Genomic DNA, 17,642 nt, shown 5'->3' with positions numbered 1-17,642 from the left:
ACCGCAAAACCGGATCGCCCTGCTTAGACGGCCGATTCGACCGCGACCAGGTTTTCGCTGGTTTTAACGTCGGCCACCTGGGTGGTCACGTCGTGAAAGCAAAACCGCACGCGAGGTGCCAGGAGCACACTGCCCCGACCGAGTGCGGCGCACAGGCAGACGCGGCGGATGGCTTCCACGCAATAGCGGTCGAATTTCACCGGGGTGAGATGCGGCTCGGCGGCGGGGCAAAGCCGGACCGAGGCGACGAGGTGATTTTCCAGCCAGCGGCGCAGGCGGAAGAAGGCCAGGTAGTGGCGCTGCTCCAGGCGAATGCGCAGGTCGCAGAAAAGCCGCAGGGTTCCTTCCGCGTCGCTACCTTGGCGGAGGTGCCAGCGCAGATCGAGCAGGAGATCGGCTTCCTCGCCTGAGATGGCTTCGTGCTCGCGGAGCAGCTCATCGATCACCTCCAGCGCGCAACGCTGGCGGCAGCTCGACGACTCACAGTCGGCGGCGATGGAGGTGCTACAAATCGCGGGGTTCACGGGAACGGACTCAGGGCTTGAGATAGCTGTTCAGCATCCAGAGTGTTTTCTGGTGCCACTGGAGGCGCTTGATCATGAGGTCCTGCGTTTGCAAATCGGAAGACTCGCCGGCGAGGTCGCGGGTGCGGGTCGCGTCGTCCATCACCTTTTCGTGAGCCACGATGAGCGCGGCCACGTAATCCTTCTGCGGCATGGGCGACTTGAACTCCTCCATCTGCGCCACCTTGGCGAAAGTGCCCAGCCCGCCGATGACGTAGCTATCCAGTGCGCGGACACGTTCCGCGACTTCATCCACGGCCTCAAACAGGTTCTCATATTGCTCCTGAAACGCCTTGTGGAGCGGGAAGAAATCCGGGCCTTCCACATTCCAGTGGGCGAGGTGCGTGAGCGCCATGAGGGCGTAGGAATCCGCAACCACGAGGTTCAGCCCATCGATGATGCGGGTGTCTTTCTTGACTGCGGTCGTCGGTTTGGAGGTGGTGGTGCTCATAATATGGGTGGGGACTAGCCGATAGCGTAGCATGTTGCGGCGGGCTATCTACCCTCCACTTTGGCCAACTTCCCCGCCGCCGCATCGACGATCCGCTCGGCATCCCTCGGGGTGCAGTGGTGATAGTCGTGTCCCTGCCATTCGGCATTCGGGCCACGTTTGCAGTGGTCGAGGCAATGGACGCCTTCCAATTCCACGGTCGCCGTGAACCCGCGCCGGGCGAGGGTGCCTTCCAAGGCGTGCCAGAGCTCCTGTCCGCCATTGCGCCAGCACGTCTTTTTCGTGCACACGCGGACCGGGTAGCGCACGCAGGCCACCGGCCCGTTGGCCGTCATGAGCCGCACATCGGAAACCACGCGCTTCAGAATCGGCCGCCCGTGATCGTCCACTTCCGCACCGGAGACGAGGATTTCCGACCCCGGCGCCAGCGTCGCTTTCAGCCGATGGCGCAATTCCTTTTCCACCTTGAGAAAATGGTCCTCCCCGCCGACCCGCAGGACCATGCGCTTCTTGCCCAGGAGCGTGCGAATGAAACCGCAGAACTCGCCGTGCAGTTCGAAATGGGTCGGGACAGGTGAAGCCATGAAGGGAAGGGGGCGATATACTTGCCCGCTGCCGTCGGATTGCAAACGGTCTGATCAATTTCAGGAACCCGCAAAATTCCGCTGGAATCGCGCGGAGGGCGGTGCTACCTCTCCCGCCCACCACGGAAGGGTGGCTGAGTCCGGTCTAAGGCACTCGACTCGAAATCGAGCGTGCTGTTAAAGGCACCGTGGGTTCAAATCCCACCCCTTCCGCCATTTCATCAGTGGAAAGCCCTTAAAGTAAGGAAGATGTGCAGCTTGGGCACCCGCTTGGTAGGCTTCGATACTTTCTGCGTGGATTAGATCAGACTAGTTCAGATCGGAGAAATCCGGGCCTCAATCCGGGCCGCAGCAATCATTTACATGCGCGCGACTTTTTTCCAGGCCGCAGCTTGCGGTCTTCCTCCCAATTGGTGAGAGAGTCCGTGCTGGAAGCGGGCTTGGGGATTCGCAGGGCATGCGCGGCACTTCATCCCCGCGGCCACTGCGAATCCACGTCACGTAAAACGCCCAAGCACTTTCTTTGTCGATCAATGTCTTCCGGCCTCCGTGCTTTCCGCCGTGCTGGGTGATAATGACCATTTTATGAAAAATGGCGCGTTTTCCTCGCGCCGTGCCCACATGCAAAAAAAAGGTGGCCTTATCGATCTGCAGCGGGAGACTCTGCCATGCGTCTCTCCCGCAGGCACAAGGTGCGGCGGCGGAGGATGGCAAGGTGGTCACTCATTGCCTATGGGGTGCTCCTGCGGACGCGGCTAAAATCTTGCAGGTTTTTTTTGATTGGCCGTCTTGGGCCTTTCAACGTCCCACCGAATCGAGCATTTCCAAGATGTCCGCGCGTCCACTACAGCATCCCTTCCTTGCAGACGGGGGGACCGGGATTATGCGCATCCGGCTTAAACCAAGTTGGAGCGGGTCGCAAATCATGGCCGGTCAAGACACCCGGCAGGCGTCCCCATGTGAATCGCCCCCCTGTGCCGATTTCAGCGGCGACGACGCTGAGTTCCAGCACGATGTCCGAGAACTCCTCGCCGCGCGGCTACCTCCGCCGCGGGCTTCTTGCAAACCGAGATCGCCTTCACTCCAGAGATCGAAATGAACTCACGCGGATCACCGACCGCACACTTTTCACCCAGGATGGTCGGCACCCCGCTTTACATGAGCCCGGAGCCGAACGACGTGGACTGGGAAACGACGGGCCTTGTGGGCAGAGTCGGAGGAAATGGACAGCCTAAAGCTCTATTCTCTACCATCCGAATTCTAGCTGCGTAATTGGTGGCGGATCCGCGCGACGGGGAAGTTCAGTTTTAAGGCTTTCGTCTGACGGCGTGGTCGTTACCGCCTTTTTCACCTTGGTTTTTCGGGCGCGCCCTGTCGGTGTGGGGGACGCCGAAGCTCTTTCCCCGCAATCGGGAACGACGGCGGGGGCTTTTAATGGACGCCTTCGCCCCTCTTCGCGTGGTTTCGGCAGCCATCCACCAGGAAACACCACCCCAGCAGCACGCGTGATGCGCATTTTAGTAATCCCGGAGATGGAAACTACAGTCGGTAAGGATTCGACGGTATATTTCCTGTTCGGCACCTTCTTTTTTTCCACGCAGTCCCGGACAAATTCGGCTTGTTCCCTTTCCGTGAGTTTTTTCGAGCGGCCACCCATGGATGGGAGACCGACCCACCGGACACTCTCCTCGGCTACGAAGCGAGACTTCAACGCGCATACCTTTGATCGCGGTAAACCGAAGTCGAGGGCCACGGTTGTCTGAGTTTTACCCTCGATGAGGGCCAGAAGGACTCCGGCCCGTCGCAGGACGATCACATTGGACGAAGTCGCCAAAAGGTCGCGCAGGCTCGCCGTTTTGATTTCTGTCGTCCGAATAATGGTCTTCACTCAGCATGTTACCACTTTTGATCACTGCACGCCAGGGATTTCGATCCTATGGAGAATAGTGATGAAAACCATCACTCCATCCGCCAATACAACGTCTGCTAATTTACCTTCCCTCCGGGAGGGAGTAACGGACGTTATCACCCCGCCCACCGCAACCGATAAACCGCCAGCGCCTGTCGAACCGGACCGTGAAACCGAGCCCTCGTCGGACGAGCCCAGCAAGGAATCGGTCTCGCCTCCGATTCCTCCTGCAGAACGTGAAAAGCAGAACAATGGCTTAGCACACGGGGGGGTCGCTCCAGAAACCGAGTCTCGCCCGACCGCGCCGACTGCGCCCCTGAATCCTGATCCCGAATCCACGGTAGCGCCGACGCCTCTGGTGCCGGTCATTGAGTCGAAAGAGCACGCCGAAATGATCGGGGTAGATGCAGCGGGGGCCAAGCTGGTCGAAGAGGCAATGCCCACCGCGGACGCAAAGACCGCTGCGAAGGCGGCTAATGCGGCAGCAAAAGCTGCTGCAAAGCGTTCTCGGAACCTCCGCATTCGGTTCGATCTGTCGTTTTCCAAGGAGTTTTTGGCGCGGGCGGCGAAGCGCCGCCACTTTGAAGGGGTGTCGGAGGAATGGGCCAAGGGGATGGTCAAGACGATTATTGTGAATAAGTCCGAAGAGGAGTTTCTGGAATTCATCTGCCCTGCACGGCCTCGCTCAAATTCGGAAGCTGCCCCCAAGATCACTCCAGACGTCACGCCGTCGGCGCCTCCGACAAATCCGTAAATGAAAGTAATGCTCGGGCGGATCGCTCATCATTTTGGTCTCAGCTACTCGCCGGGAGGCACCGGTGGTGGCGATGCCATCCTTCTAGGGGCGTATCCCTTTATGGACCACCCGACGCAAATGGCCATCGCCGTGCTGATCGATGCCAGTAGGTTGGATCAAATCCCCGATCTGAAGAGGGATCCTCTCGGGCACATGCTGGCCGCGAGATCCGTGTGCAACCGCGAAGAGCTGGGGAACGCTCTGACGCTTTTTCCCAACAATCGCCACGGGATTTTGCGAGGTGCGCGTTGGAATCTGTTTCATATAAACCTCACTGAGACTCATCTCGGCTATCTGTCGGCAACGTGCCGGGAACATGGAATCTCGGGAATGCGGAACTTCGGGAAGGACGTGGCACTGCTGCACCGCGTCCGCCAGCAGGGCTACTATCTTTTGCTCCCACCCGATGACCAGATCGTAATTCCGGAGACCATTGCCCCGGACCAACATGTCGAATGGTGGCAGCAGAAAGCCCGGAGCCTTCTCGTCAAATTCCGCCGTTATGAAAATTGGCGGGAGTCGAAGATCCACCGCCACAAGTCTGATTGGAAAATGCCGGTGGAAACGGGTCTGGTCACGGTGACATCGCAGCTTCATTATCCCACATCCCAGCGCGTGCGGGCGATGGAATGGGTCCGCACGGTGGAAGATGAGGAAGCGCAGCGGGTGAAGGCGGCGATGCAGGAGCAGCAAGACTGGGGCAGTCGGCCCGGATCACGTCGTAAACTGCCCCCGCGTCAACTGTGCGGGATGGCTCCATTCGGTCAGCTTTCCGAGGCGAGGTTGGGACGAATCGTTCAGGACGCCCGCGCCGAATGGCATACCAGTCTCGGAGCACTATTGAGCTGCGCGCAGCTCACGTCCTGCCTCGCGATCGAGCACATTCCCGTAGCGAAACTCCACCGGAACGGTGACTGCTGCTATCTTGCAACGCCTGCGCCGGCGCTCGCGATGGATCACGAGTTGGACCCCAACCTCCATTATCCCGTTGGGGACACGTTTTTCCGTCGCATCCCGAGCGAAATCGCGACCCCCTTGGAAACCGCTTTGAGGGTAGTGCCCCATGAGCGCTTGGCCGAGGAGCATGCCAAATGGTTGCGCAGCCATGATTGCAGCCCGGCCAAACTGGCATACGCACTGCGCTGGAACGCGCCGATTTGGTGGGGAGGATCCTGGGTGTTGCCGGAATACGGGCTCAATGTTCTCCGGGAGTATGGAGGTAAACTGCGCGCACCTGGGTATCGGAGCTACATGCACTGGGATCCGCTCGGCGGGGAGAAGCGTCACCTCCGCGGATTGGATCGGCTCGGTATGCCGTCTCCGTGTGATCCGTTTGTCAGTGAAATACCGCGTTGCGGAAGTGCCCACTGCATCAAGATTTCCGACGCGACAAGTTTGTTTCAAGCTCGCGACCAATTGATCCGTGAGGCCCGCGAACAGATGCCGAAGGATTTCGGCTCACAAGCGATACTCCTTAATGCGATTGCCGCAGTGACGCGCTTGTTGGAGGTATTTCTGACGTTCAAACGCAACTACCCGGAAGCGGCGCCGATCGTATTGCGCGTGAGAGAACCGTGGCAGCTCTCGCGACCAGCAGAGCTGATCCATGAGAAAATTCGCCCACGACCAATTTATTATCCGCGAGCCTTGGAGGCCGCTCTCGTCGAGGTTGCAGAGATCTTCTATCGCGCGTTTGAGCGCTGGGAGGGACTCGGTTACAGCGTCACGCGGCCTGGCGTTGGTGAATGGATTCGCGCCTACGGATTTTTGCCCAAGACGTGCCCCAGAAAAGTCATTGTAGTGAGGGAGCCGCGGAAGGCGCTGATCCTTGATGGGCTCCTCCATCATCCATTGACCGAGCGCTTTGGGTTCCTCCACGCGAACACGATGCGCTGCCTGAGTTACCATCTCCTCAGCGGTGACGATCACTTCGACCGGGAGGTCATGGAACTGCACGATCACTCTCCGGATGGCGGGTCGGGTGCCTTGAACCGGAATCGACTAGAACCAATCGTGGAGTGGGAGCTTCGGGAACGCGCCGCGATCACCCTCTTGAAGCGGCTGCACATCCTCAAATCATGAGCGCGCAGACGACCGCGCGCCGCCACGGCCACAGCACCAACAGCAAGCTACTTGCCGACGGAATATACCTGCTCGAAGCGATTCAATGGTGCCGGGACGAGCCTCTTGCGTCGTTTCTTTCACGGTTGCGTCTTTTGCCCCTAGGGGTGCCAGGGATCACCGCGCTCGCGGCTTTGGACCCATCAGCGTTTATCGGCGCCGACTGGCTCCTCATCCCCAGTCTGATGAAACGCCACCAAAAATCTGGTTACTCCATCCGCGTTCCAAATGTCTTCAAAGGACTGGATGCCGACGCGATCCAGGATTTCCTCCGGGCGGCGAAAGATCCGGCTGTCCTGCGAAAACTCCTCATGGCCGAGTTGCAGTACTATGTTTCGCCTGACTTTTCGATGAGGTCGCTGGCACGGCTTTTTGAGGCACGCCTGCACGAGTGTCACTCGCCTCTGCTCATCCGGGTTTGCAATTTCCGAGGGCAGAATGCCCGGTGGCCGATGGCGATGCTCGAAGGCGGAACCTCGTGGATCTGTAGTGAGGTCAAACTGGACGCCGATCCCGCTCCCAGGTGCCCGAAGGGTCGTGCGTCGCTGTATCATCAGACGCGTTTCTTGGTTCGCCGATTTAGGAAGTGGGCGGGAAAAAAGGATCCTGGCGTGAAATTCACGGTGAGCGCACCAAACCCGAAACTGCGGCGAGATGATTCACAGGACTGGTCGGCATATGAACTGGTCACGGAAATCATCCGGATGAATACAGGTTCGGGCCATTCGGGAAATCACTCATCGCTGGCTCGCTACCTCCGAGAGATTCCGCGTGTGCTCGCCGCCGAAAGAAAAAAGGCCAAGCCAACCAGGGTTTCACAACCAATGAAGGAGGCACACCGGCTGATGGCAGCCGCGCGGACCAAACTGAGCACCTCGGTAAACGCCGCCACAAAGGGCAATGCCTCCAGTAAGCTATTCGCGGGTCCGCCACCCGAGCGAGAACTAAAACTGAACCTCATCCCGTTCGGGGCATTGGAGACTATGCTCCTCCACAGTCCGGCTACAGAGACTGATCTCCAAGCACTCACGGCTTTCGTCATACACCTTGTGGACGTCTATTCGGGGCGACGCCTTTCGGATTTCGCATCCACGGCATTACGCGACATCGTTATCGTGGATGGCGCCACGGACTTCACCATCGTCGCGACGAAAAATACGCACGCTCCTCCTATTCACCTGCCGTTGCACAAACTGGTGCCGGCCGAGTGGCAGCCTCTGGTCCGAACCTGGTATGCTGCATCCCAAGCCGCCCACCCGGAGGAGATGACACCTTATGAGCTTCTCACCGGCTACCCACCCCCGCCGACCCGGGACGACGTCCGGGCGAAGCTTAACACGGCGTTCAAGAAGCTGAACTTCGTGCATCTTGATCGGCACCACCAAGTCCGGTATGCCTTCGCCTCGTGGGCAGTTGTCGCAGTGGAGTTGGCCCGGGATCCGTGGCTCTTGGACGATTCCAGAATACAGGCTTGGATCGGCGATAGCCCATTCTTTGCCCCGGCCCACCTCGCTCATTGGCTGGAGCTGCTGGGCAGCCGCACTAACGGTGCCTTCGACCTGGTGGCGCGCATCTTGGGTCACAGCTCGACCGATGAACTCCAAGTGGACTACTGCATTAGCTGGCCCATCCTGATTTTGATCTCCAGCCTCCGCGCGGAGCGGTGGCTCACTCGCTGCGCACGTAACTTGGTCTGAGCGGGCTCAACGCATCTCTTCCGTATCGGGACCACACCGGGCTGAATTACTCCCAAGCGCCACCTGCCGTGATCACCGCGAATGCAACCGAGCGGGGAAACCCGGTCAGCGCAGCCCCTCTCCGCGCGACGCGCACGCCCTCTGAGGCCGACCACTGCTATTTCCGCGGACTTCTTAGGGCGATAGACACGGCGTCCACATGCCGGTCCAATCCGGGACAGCCCTCTCGCGTGGGCGTACGCTGCGACTGATAGCAGGTTGCGGTGCGCCTGATCCATCAGGCCGCAAAAACGGAAAATAGCAGGGTTCCCAATAGTGCATCTAAGTATCTTAACGACAGAATATTAGAATGCTGATCCGGGTTCTATCCGCCCGACCGAATTTTACTTCTTCGCCGGCAGAATTTTCGCGCGGCGATCGAGCATCGCAAAGGAATTGGTTATTTTCCGTAGAAAAACAGAAATATCTCCGCGGCTGACCGTCCCCCTAATCCCCCTCGACCGTGAGCATTTGGTGAATGCACACAGCCAATTTAACCCCGTTGCAGCGAAGTTTCCCAGCGTCCCAGGCCGGGAAGCCGGGAGAATGGATAACAGCGTTGGTGAAAACTTCGGGACTGCCGCTCCCGGTTTGAGATCGGGTAGTGGCTGCGAGTAGCAGCCTATTGTTCGGGTCGCCCAAAGCGTTCCTGCCACATCGGGGATTGTAAAACGTCGGCTGCGACCGGCTCTCCATGAGCCAGGCAATTCCGGAGGTCCCGGAGCCAAACTGCAAACTCGCGTTCTCGTCGCATATCCGTCAGGCCGCGCCATTGTGCTGCAATGTGCGCAAGTTCGAGATCGCGTCGGTCTTCAATTCTCTGCCCCGAAGGAGTCGTGTATGGAACCGTGAGGCGGCGAGGCCACCGGCCAATCAGACTTTGCCGGTGGCGTTCAAGGAGTGGAAACAGGACGCCGACTTGCGCGCTCCAAACGCGCTGGGCCAAGGAGGCTTGGTCGCCACGTAGGGCGAGCCACGCAGCGTGTTCCCTCGGCTGACCGTCGCATTCATGGCGGCAGCCGAGGTGCCAAGCTGCTGCCTCATTCATGGCTGGATCTTCCGCAGACCAGCATCGTTCGGCGGCCCAGTTCTGAAGTGGGACCAGCGGATCGAGCAGATCAGCAAGTGTCAGCCGCCGACAAAATTCACAGAGTTCGGGATCCCATAAGGCGAGTTCCGCAGAAACCGCCGCCGCAAGCTGACGCTGCCACGGTGGTCCGGCGGCTTCCTCGAAAAGGATCGCGGCATAGAGCCGCAAATCGAGCGGAGCGGCGGCTCCATTCCACCGATGCGCGATGAGTCCCGGTTGCGGAGCTGGTGGAGAGGAGAGTGCGACCGCACCGCCCGCCACCAAAAGCCGCGGACGCGCGAACAAACTGCAGCCGCGGGTCGCAACCTCGAACTGGGTGAGTAGCGCACACCACGCCGCCCAATGCTCGCCGGGCACATCAAGGATGGCGACGCACTGTCCGGCAAAGGCAGGCGCGACAACTAGCGCCGGCAAGTTAGCCGCATCCGCGCCCGCAAAGCGGCTGGCCAGTTGCGCGAGAGGGGCGTCGCCGTTGGCGCTCATTCGCTCCACTTCGAGTGAGGCACGATCCCGAAGCGCCTGGCGGAGCGCATCGAGCCAGCCGTCGGGTGGTCGCGCAGGCATCGCCAGCGCGAGGCTCCTCCCTTGGGCGAGATCTTCTGCCAACCCGCCCAGCCAGCGGGCGGGGCCGGGCAATTGCCAAAAGCTGAACATCGCCGGCTAAGTTGTCGCGCTGGCCGCCAAGCAGCGGGCGGCGAAGGGTTCAATCTTCCAGCGCCCGCCCGCTTCGTTTGCTACCCCCAGCAGCGCTGCCCACCGCAGAGCAGAGTCCACGGTCGTCAAATCGACCCCGAGTAACTCGGCGATCTCTGCGCTCGTCGCGCCGTCGAGGTCGGCTGCGGCGGAAAGCATACGGCGGCGGGAGGCGGATTCTGCTGATGCCGCTCCGAACAGATCTTCGCCGCAGCGGGCGAGTTCGGCCGGTTGGGATAGGCGTTGACGCGCGGTTGCCAGCGCGGCGTCGAATCCCCTCTCGGGCGTCTGGCAGAGCGGCTCAATCCAGCGGTGCCAGCCGCCGGTGGCGTCGCGGAGTAGTTCGCGCCGGGAGGGCGTAGTGGGCACCGCGTTGTGTTCCTCAAACCACTGACGGATTGCATCGTCGTGCCAGGGCACCAGTGTGAGTGTGCGCAGGGCCGCATCGCTTTCAGGCAGCGCCGCCGCCTCGACCAATGCAGCCGTCCGATCAGGATCTGCGAAGAAGACGACGATGGTAAAAGCCTTGCGTGAGCTGTGCCGGCGCAGACGCTCCAACGCCGCTTCCACCCAGACGCGATCCCAAGGCAGCGCCGCCGGCACCAGCAGGAGCTGGTAACCCTCCTGATCCCGCCGCTCGACCCGATCCAGCCAGGTGCGAAAGGCGGGGGGCGAAACGATCTGCTCTGCGGTTTCGGTGGACCACGGAGATAGCAGGGACAAAAGTGCCCTCGGCACTTGATCCAGGGCACTGGCGGCGCTGCCGTGGATGATGGCGACGAGGCTCTCGCCCCGGTGCAACATTCCCTCCTGTTCCGTCGTGAGTGGACTCACGCCTTCGGCTTCGGTGCCGTTTAGGCGGCGGCGGAAGGTGCGCGCATCGTAGGTCAATTCGCGCTCCAACGTTTTCATCTGATCGATCTCGCCGTCTATTTCCGCCTCGCTGCCGAGCAGGGTCACGACGTTGGGATTGCGCAAGGCAAACCGCCCGGTGAGCCCTACTTGGCGGAGGATCCCGAGTCCGACCATCTCTTCGAGAAGAGCGCGGAAGTGATCTGGATCGTCATGACTGGTGAAACCGAGCGGCCATTCGCGGAGCAAATCGGCGCGCAATTCCGCACTTTCATAGCCCTCCTCTCGGCCGTCGATCTTGTGGCGATAGGCCAGCCAGTAAGCGATGGCGCGGTATCGGCGATCAAGGTCGAGCGTTAGGCGGAAGTGATCGCGCATGCGGGCGTGCAGATCCTGCCGGGCAAAGACCTCATCGAGATGCCTTTCTTCGATCATGCATGGTGGCGTCTGCCGCCAATCGAAGAGCGTGGTGTGCCGCTCCTGAAGGTGAGCGAGCAAGGACGAGCCCACGAGTTGCAGGAGACTTGGGTAGTAGTTCGTCAACGCAAGGATGCGCGCCGGGAGATCGGAAGAGGCAAAGCGATAGCCGGCGGCAGCGAGCGGCCATTCGATGAGCCGCTGCGCCTCTTCTGCCTCACCCGCGCTTAACATCGGGCCGATGCAAATCGGCTGGTTCAGGTGAGCCAGCGGGCTGTTGCTCTGCCGGCTGAACCGCTGGACGTTGTGCAAGCCCGCGAAGACCACCTTCAGCCGCCCGCCGGTTTCGCGCATTGCGCCGCGGAGCAGCGTCGAACGTGGGTAGGGATCCGCGTCGCGATCCGCAGGCTGGGCGTCCGCTTCAAAGAATTTGTCCGCCTCATCGAGAAGCAGCAGGATGCGGCGTTGCGGGTCCGCGTCGAGCCAGTGGCGGACTAGTTCCAGCACGCGGGGTGCGCCGGTGTTGGCGGGCGTCTTTTCCGGGAGAATACGGTCGGTTTTCCAGACCTCGATGAGGCGCGTCCACAGCGAATCCACGGGCCGACCCAGGCGGAAAATGTCCTTCGCCAAGTCCAAATAATAGCTGTAGTGCTGCTCCGCCGGTCGGTGAAAGGCTCCGCGCACCGCATGCAAAAGCGCAGTCTTGCCGAGCTGACGCCCGCCATAGACGAGGCAGGAGCCAGTCGGGTCGAGCAACGAATCGAATTCCCGCCGCCTCCCATAAAACATCTCCGGCGGAACTTCGCCGGTGTGCTTGTAGGGCTCCACGAGGGCAAATGGCAGGGCATCGGCGAAGAGCGCCGCGAGCCGTCCACGCGGCTGTGCGGCCAAGAAGACGAGCAACGCATCATCGATCACCGCAAATGCTCCGCGTTTGCTGCGGCAGTCGCGCGCGAGCCGGCGTCGGGCGTTTGCATCGAGCACGCCGAAATAGAGCACCAGATGCGCGGCCCCGACCGGGACATTGGCTGAGCGCACCAAACCGAGAAGATCGTCCACATCCGGGCGGCCCCAGATGCCAGTGACACGATACTCCCCCGCCGCTTGGGAACCAAAGGTCGCCACCGCACAAATTTCGCGATCACTCAGCGGTTCTGTCTGGACGGTGCTACGTTCAACCGTCGAGGCTCCTTGTGATGGACCGCTGGACCGTGCCCCACGTGGCTGAAATCCAAGGCCGGCGAAAACCTGCTTCAATGCCTCGACGGAGAGTCTGCGCGATTGATGCAACTCAAACCAAGCCGCCACCAGCGCGAGCGCCGCTGCGCGCACTTCACCCTCCGGAAGCTGCGAAAAATCGAGCGATTCCAAAGACGAACCCTCGCGAATGAGTTGCTGAAGCTGGGTTCCACCTTTTCCGCGGAGACCTTCCGGTCCTCGGTGAATCCAGCCCTCTGGACCGAAGAAGCGGTCGAGGGAAGCGTCTGCGATCGTCGGCTCTGGCAGAGTCCGGCCGGAGGTCAGGCGTTCGAGATAGTCGTTGGCGGTTTGCACGTCGCCATCCGCGAGCACCTTTTCGACCCGAGCGCGCTGCTCGATTTTCACATTTTCGATGCGAGCGAGCCGCCCTCGGGCTTCCTCAACCGCCACGGCACGGCGGGAGTCGAGTCGCTGCCGGATTTCCGCGATGGCCGCATCGTGCCGCCAGAAGTTGAGATCTTCGCCCGCCAGCTCCTTCAGGAACTCCAGCTCCGCGCTCCAGCTTTGCACCTCCGCCTGGGAACAGTAACCGAAACGCGCGCCCACATTGAGCGCATCAAGAGCATGGTTGAGACTCTGCTTCAGCCGATGCTGTGCGGTCGCCACCAATCCATCGCGCTCGTGCCCAAGCTGCTCGGGATCGCAGCCCGGCTGTGGTTTTCGCTCGAAGAATTCCAGCAGCCAAGCGGTTGCGGAGTGATTCCCCGCCTCGCACTGCAGGCGCCAGGCGGCGGCCCAATCGGGTGCGCCCGACGCTGCGAGGCCAGCAAGGAGTTTCACGGTTCCTTCTTCTGTCACGCGCGGGTGCATCTCTTCATCGAACTCGACCTCGCGCAAGCGCAGGAGTTCGGCGGCACAGAGATCATCGGCCGACGGCTCGCCGACGGCTGCGCTTTCCTTTCCTGCGAGCAGCGGATCGAGTAGCCGGAGTTCCGCTTCGAGCAAGGTTGCGGCGGTGCGCACCCCCAAGTCTTGATTTTCCCGCCCGAGCGAGACCGCCTCTGCCAAAGCGCCGGGAAGATGCGCACGCACTTGGGTGATGAGCTGGTTCACCGCGTCGCGCAAGAATCCCTCCGCCCCCCGAACCGACTTTTCATCCAGTGCCAGACGCCGACGTGCGAGTTGCACCGCTCGCTCGACCATTCCTTGGAGACGCCTGAGAACGTTGCCTTCCAAAGCATTCCCATTCCCATAAACGAGCATGCCCTCGCGAATTCGTGCAGTGACGGCTTCGTGGCTATTCCATTGGTTCAGACCGGCAGCTTCATCCGTAGCGCCGGCAAAAACCGCGTCGAGCATCCCTTTCAAGGCCGCGCCCGCGTCCGAACCGCGCCCGATCCAATTATGCCAGATATTGAGCGCGGGCACATATTTTAGGCGTGCATCCCCCGCTTCTTGAAGCCAGGCGTCATAATCGGAGCGCAAATCGCTGCGCAACTTGACCAAATTCGAGAGTTCGCCCGCGACACCGAGGCCGGCCGAACTCAAGCCAACACCGTGAAAACCGAACCGCGACACCGAAGCGGCCACTGCCGCCACCTCCCGAAGTCCCAGTTCAGCATCGAGATCGAGCTGACTGAGGACGGAGGCCGCGCCCGTCGCGGGTGCGTGCAACGCCGGACGAAGCAGCGCTGCTGCGAGCAGCAAGCGCGTGGCCCGTTCCGCGATGCGATGATGATTGCGCAGGCTTTCCCGAGAAAATCCGGCCAGCTCCGCGGCGAGAGGAGCCGCGAGAGAGCCGTCCTCTAAACGAATCGCCGGTCCAAGCGCGGCCACGCGCAACACCCAAGGTGGCACCGTGCTGTCGCCCGGTTCGGCCGCGTCCGCAATGAGCGCGGCGAGCCCGAATCTGCGGCTTTGCCAAAGCGGCAGATGCAAATTCTCGTCGATCGAGGCGAGTGCTGGAGGGGGATCGAAAGATGGGGCGGCGGGTTTTTCCTCGACTGCTGGCCTCTCCTCTAAAACTGGCGCTGTCACCACAGGTTTCTCCGGTGGGGTTTGGGGAGCGATTTTCACCTCCGGCAGAGCCTGCGGCGCGGGCTCGCTCACGATCTCTTCTGGTGTCGCAACGGGTTGCTCGACTGGTTCCAAGACCGTCTCCACCGATGCGGTCGTCGCGGATTCTTCCACCGCCTCCTCCCGCCAAAAGATCTCGGACCCTAGTGCGGCCTTTTCAATCAAATCTCCCAGTGCCGGAACGATCGGGTGTAAGGAGCCCAGCAATTCGATCTGTTCTGGACCCTCGCAACTCCACGCCCATTCAGTCCACTCCTTCGGGTCAGTCGGGCCGGGTGGAATCGGAGTATCCGTCAATTCGGCCGCCGCCTGCAACTGGCTGCCGGCCGCGCCAAGTTGCGCGGCGAGTTCGCTGCGCCGCCCCGCCCGAGGATGATGCGCTACAGCAGTGGTGAAATGCGCCGCGAGAGCGCTCCACCATGCCCGCCCTCCATTACGCAGGCGTTGAAGGGAGGAGAATTTCTCCCAGCAATCGACAAACTCGGCGCGCGTTTCCATCTCCGGCACAGTCTCGCCAAGGTCTGCGCCAATCGCGGTCAGTTCGGATCGCAGTTGCGCCGCCACCTCGTCAGCCTCAGCCATGCAACGAGCGGTAACTTCCACGTCTTCCAAGACGCGCACCTCCCTCAATGTGGCGACGCCTTCCTCAACCATATTGAGCAGATCGTCGAGCTTCGCGAAGCGATCAAGAGGCGAGGGGGCCTCTTCATCGGCAGCGATTTCTTCGCAATCCGCTTCGCTTTCCAAGTCGTCCTCTTCCGCCTGCGGTGCAAGCCATGGTTCCGCGGCTTCCAGAAACTCTTCAAAACCGGGTTCTGGACGTCTCTTCAGTTGGCAAAGCAAAAGAAACAAAGCCGGGGCATTATCGGGCTCCAAAAGAACTGCTTCAATCTGCTTGAGCCAATGGTGAGTAAGCCAACGCTCCGTCCGTTCGGCGGTCATTCCCGCTGGGACTCGTGCCAGACGGAGCACTTTTCTGACGGCTCCGGGCACATGCTTCGCCGTCCTTTTTAGAAACCGGAGGCGTAACTCTGGGGTCAGTTCGAGGTAGGCCGCGCGCGCCACGTCAGCGTCCGGCCCCGAGAATCGATATTTTGGGGAACCACTCATGTCCTTGGAGGAATACTACGGGGATCGGCAGAGCAACAGCCCAATGGCGTCGAACATCGGCGCAGTCGCTGTAGGCTGGACGGGGTAATTGAGCGTAGCCATAGCCGTCGAAGCATTCGCGGGCCGCGGCCGCCGTCGTGATTGCCGGTCAGCGCTCGCGGTCAACCATGCGCAGAGCAGCGAGTGGCGTTGGCATGTGACAGCGTCCAAGCGTTTCGTCGAGCGGAGCGAGGCGCCCTGCGAGCGGCGTTGGATACGACTACACGCACTACTTGTTCCTGAACATAAGCACCAGCCCACCATTCTTGCGTCGACGATCGACCACCCCCTCGATCCGCCAGTCGCCGACCTCCGTTGTGAGATCAACATGGCTGAGCCCCTCCCCAGTTGCCTGCCCACGTGCGCGCCGAAGTGACTTCATCTCACCTTAACGCGTGGTCGCGAAGGATCCCTTGGGTCTGCTGCTGATCCGGTCAGGGCTGCTCGTAAGATTCAGCCAAGCCTTGTCCCACGGCCCTCACAGCCCCCTTATGAGTCTCCTCAGCGTGGTCGAGGGACGCCCCTTGAGATTGATCTAAATGGTTGCAGCCCACTATCCACCAAGTGCCAGAATCGGAAAATAGCAGGGTTCCCAATATCGTATGCAACAGTGTCCACGACAGCATCTTACGCGGTCGAAAATGCTTCACTCGGTTTGTCATAGCGGTTGCGGATTTCCGGACGCTACCTGAGGGAGCCGACTTTCTCGGAAGGATTCTTCCGAATCCGTCGCCATTTCATCGAGCAGGCACAGATGCAGGCGCGGATCGAGACCTGTTTGGACGAGCCGCTCAATGCCGCGCGAGACACACGCACTCAACTTCATTTGACAAACGCGGAGGCTCGGTAATTCCGAAACGGAGGCCGCAGCCCCGAAGAGCACTGACATTTCCAGCGAGTGTGGGCGTCTCCCGGAGGGAACTTTGCGATTCCAACCAGTGTCCGTTCCGCGGGGCGCCGTTGAGTTTTTTTTGGTGTGAGGCCGGAAGGGCGTGGTGTCGGCGACTTGGACTCATTGCAAGCCCACAAACCTCACCATGAAAATCCCACTGCTCATCGTCACCTTCCTCTCCGTTCTTGGTTCTTCGCTCTTCGCCGCCGAACCCGTCGCAATCACGGTCATCGAGGATTTCAGCGACCCGAAGGACAACCCGCAATTCAATACCGACGTGGCGACAGTGCTCGTCGCTCTCTCGCAGTCGCACCCGCTCATCCTCAGCTATCGCGTCGTCGAGGAATCATCCGAGGCGCAGGCGCCGCAGGCAAAATTCGAGCCCTTCACCCGCGAGATGCCGACACCCCCGCAGGAGGGCCTGCGGCTCGGGGATTATCAGCGGGCTGTGGCGAAGTTTCAGGCTGACCTCGCCGCGTGGAAGAACGGAAAGGATGGTTATCTCCAATGGCGGGAGACGCAGAAGGCATCTGCGCAGGCGTGGCTCGCGGGCGCCTTGCGGAAACAGACGGAAACCTCGCAGCGCTTTGCCCGCGAACTTGCTCGCCGCCGCGGCGACTACCGGCGCTCGGATGTATGTGGTGCCGTGCTCACGGCTGCGAAGGCGGATTTTCCACCGGGCCATCACGGCTACCTCATCCTCGTTTCCGACCTGAAAGATCAACCCCTTGGGCGCGCCGGTCGTACGACACCGCTGAAAGAACTGCCGCCGGAAATCACGCTGGTTCTTGCACACCCGAGCGCCACCCGCTCACCGCTCATCGCCGGGCTGCCGAATCGCGTCATCAGCGCACCGACGCTCGCGGAGGCCGTGAAGCTCGTGAGCGCCGCGCTCACGCCCACAAACCCGACCGCGCTAGCGGAAGGAGCCCCGCCGTCGGGAACGCCCTGACCTTATTTGAAAAATATCGTCGCAGAACACGGAACGGGGCCGCTGCGGCGACTTGAACATCATCGAACCCAAAAGAACCAGACCAATGCCAACATCCGACTTCACTCGCCAACAACGCGACACGCGCCGTCAGCAACGGGCCGAACGCCGGGCCGAACGCG

The 17,642-nt window shown here is 61.0% G+C and carries 11 protein-coding genes and 1 tRNA gene; 6 read left to right on the top strand and 6 right to left on the bottom strand.

The window, feature by feature from the left end:
• Positions 1-23 precede the first annotated feature (23 nt).
• Genes ABJF10_RS06320 through ABJF10_RS06310 form a run of 3 tightly spaced genes read right to left on the bottom strand, consistent with a single transcriptional unit; the run spans position 24 to position 1,598 of the window.
• Positions 24-524 carry a hypothetical protein gene (locus ABJF10_RS06320; RefSeq protein WP_348543685.1) on the bottom strand — a complete coding sequence of 167 codons (501 nt, stop codon included), beginning with the start codon at positions 522-524 and terminating at the stop codon, positions 24-26.
• A 10-nt stretch (positions 525-534) separates the two neighbouring features.
• Positions 535-1,014, bottom strand: coding sequence for a DNA starvation/stationary phase protection protein (locus ABJF10_RS06315; RefSeq protein WP_348543684.1), 480 nt, complete (start codon positions 1,012-1,014; stop codon positions 535-537).
• Between the two features lie 44 nt (positions 1,015-1,058).
• Complete coding sequence (locus ABJF10_RS06310) at positions 1,059-1,598, bottom strand: (2Fe-2S) ferredoxin domain-containing protein (RefSeq protein ID WP_348543683.1); 540 nt, start codon at positions 1,596-1,598, stop codon at positions 1,059-1,061.
• 124 nt (positions 1,599-1,722) lie between these two features.
• Here ABJF10_RS06310 and ABJF10_RS06305 point away from each other — a divergent pair.
• Positions 1,723-1,814, top strand: a tRNA-Ser gene (locus ABJF10_RS06305).
• A gap of 1,030 nt (positions 1,815-2,844) precedes the next feature.
• Here the strand turns inward: ABJF10_RS06305 and ABJF10_RS06300 are convergent.
• The gene (locus ABJF10_RS06300) at positions 2,845-3,486 is read right to left on the bottom strand and encodes a hypothetical protein (protein WP_348543682.1); all 642 of its coding nucleotides are present in this window, start codon (positions 3,484-3,486) and stop codon (positions 2,845-2,847) included.
• A 61-nt stretch (positions 3,487-3,547) separates the two neighbouring features.
• Between ABJF10_RS06300 and ABJF10_RS06295 the strand changes: the two genes are divergently transcribed.
• The 3 genes from ABJF10_RS06295 to ABJF10_RS06285 are packed head-to-tail and all read left to right on the top strand — an operon-like array spanning position 3,548 to position 8,121.
• Entirely contained in the window at positions 3,548-4,261 is a 714-nt protein-coding gene (locus ABJF10_RS06295; RefSeq protein WP_348543681.1) for a hypothetical protein, read from the top strand.
• Positions 4,262-6,385 carry a hypothetical protein gene (locus ABJF10_RS06290; protein WP_348543680.1) on the top strand — a complete coding sequence of 708 codons (2,124 nt, stop codon included), beginning with the start codon at positions 4,262-4,264 and terminating at the stop codon, positions 6,383-6,385.
• Positions 6,382-8,121 (top strand): hypothetical protein, encoded by a 1,740-nt coding sequence (locus ABJF10_RS06285; RefSeq protein ID WP_348543679.1) that lies wholly within the window; start codon positions 6,382-6,384, stop codon positions 8,119-8,121. Before ABJF10_RS06290 ends, ABJF10_RS06285 begins: the two co-directional genes overlap by 4 nt.
• 661 nt (positions 8,122-8,782) lie before the next feature.
• Here ABJF10_RS06285 and ABJF10_RS06280 read toward each other — a convergent pair.
• Together ABJF10_RS06280 and ABJF10_RS06275 are read right to left on the bottom strand one after the other, a co-directional pair.
• Positions 8,783-9,856, bottom strand: coding sequence for a hypothetical protein (locus tag ABJF10_RS06280; RefSeq protein ID WP_348543678.1), 1,074 nt, complete (start codon positions 9,854-9,856; stop codon positions 8,783-8,785).
• A 54-nt stretch (positions 9,857-9,910) separates the two neighbouring features.
• Entirely contained in the window at positions 9,911-15,070 is a 5,160-nt protein-coding gene (locus tag ABJF10_RS06275) for a hypothetical protein (protein WP_348543677.1), read from the bottom strand.
• Here ABJF10_RS06275 and ABJF10_RS06270 point away from each other — a divergent pair.
• On the top strand, positions 15,041-15,502 hold the full coding sequence (locus ABJF10_RS06270; RefSeq protein WP_348543676.1) for a hypothetical protein: 462 nt from the start codon (positions 15,041-15,043) through the stop codon (positions 15,500-15,502). The genes ABJF10_RS06275 and ABJF10_RS06270 overlap by 30 nt on opposite strands.
• A gap of 1,172 nt (positions 15,503-16,674) precedes the next feature.
• Positions 16,675-17,481 (top strand): hypothetical protein, encoded by an 807-nt coding sequence (locus ABJF10_RS06265; protein WP_348543675.1) that lies wholly within the window; start codon positions 16,675-16,677, stop codon positions 17,479-17,481.
• Positions 17,482-17,642 lie beyond the last annotated feature (161 nt).

This window comes from Chthoniobacter sp. (assembly GCF_040003245.1).
Lineage (GTDB): Bacteria > Verrucomicrobiota > Verrucomicrobiia > Chthoniobacterales > Chthoniobacteraceae > Chthoniobacter.
Note: the sequence above shows the minus strand (reverse complement) of the source record. Positions and strands in the feature narration are given on the sequence as shown.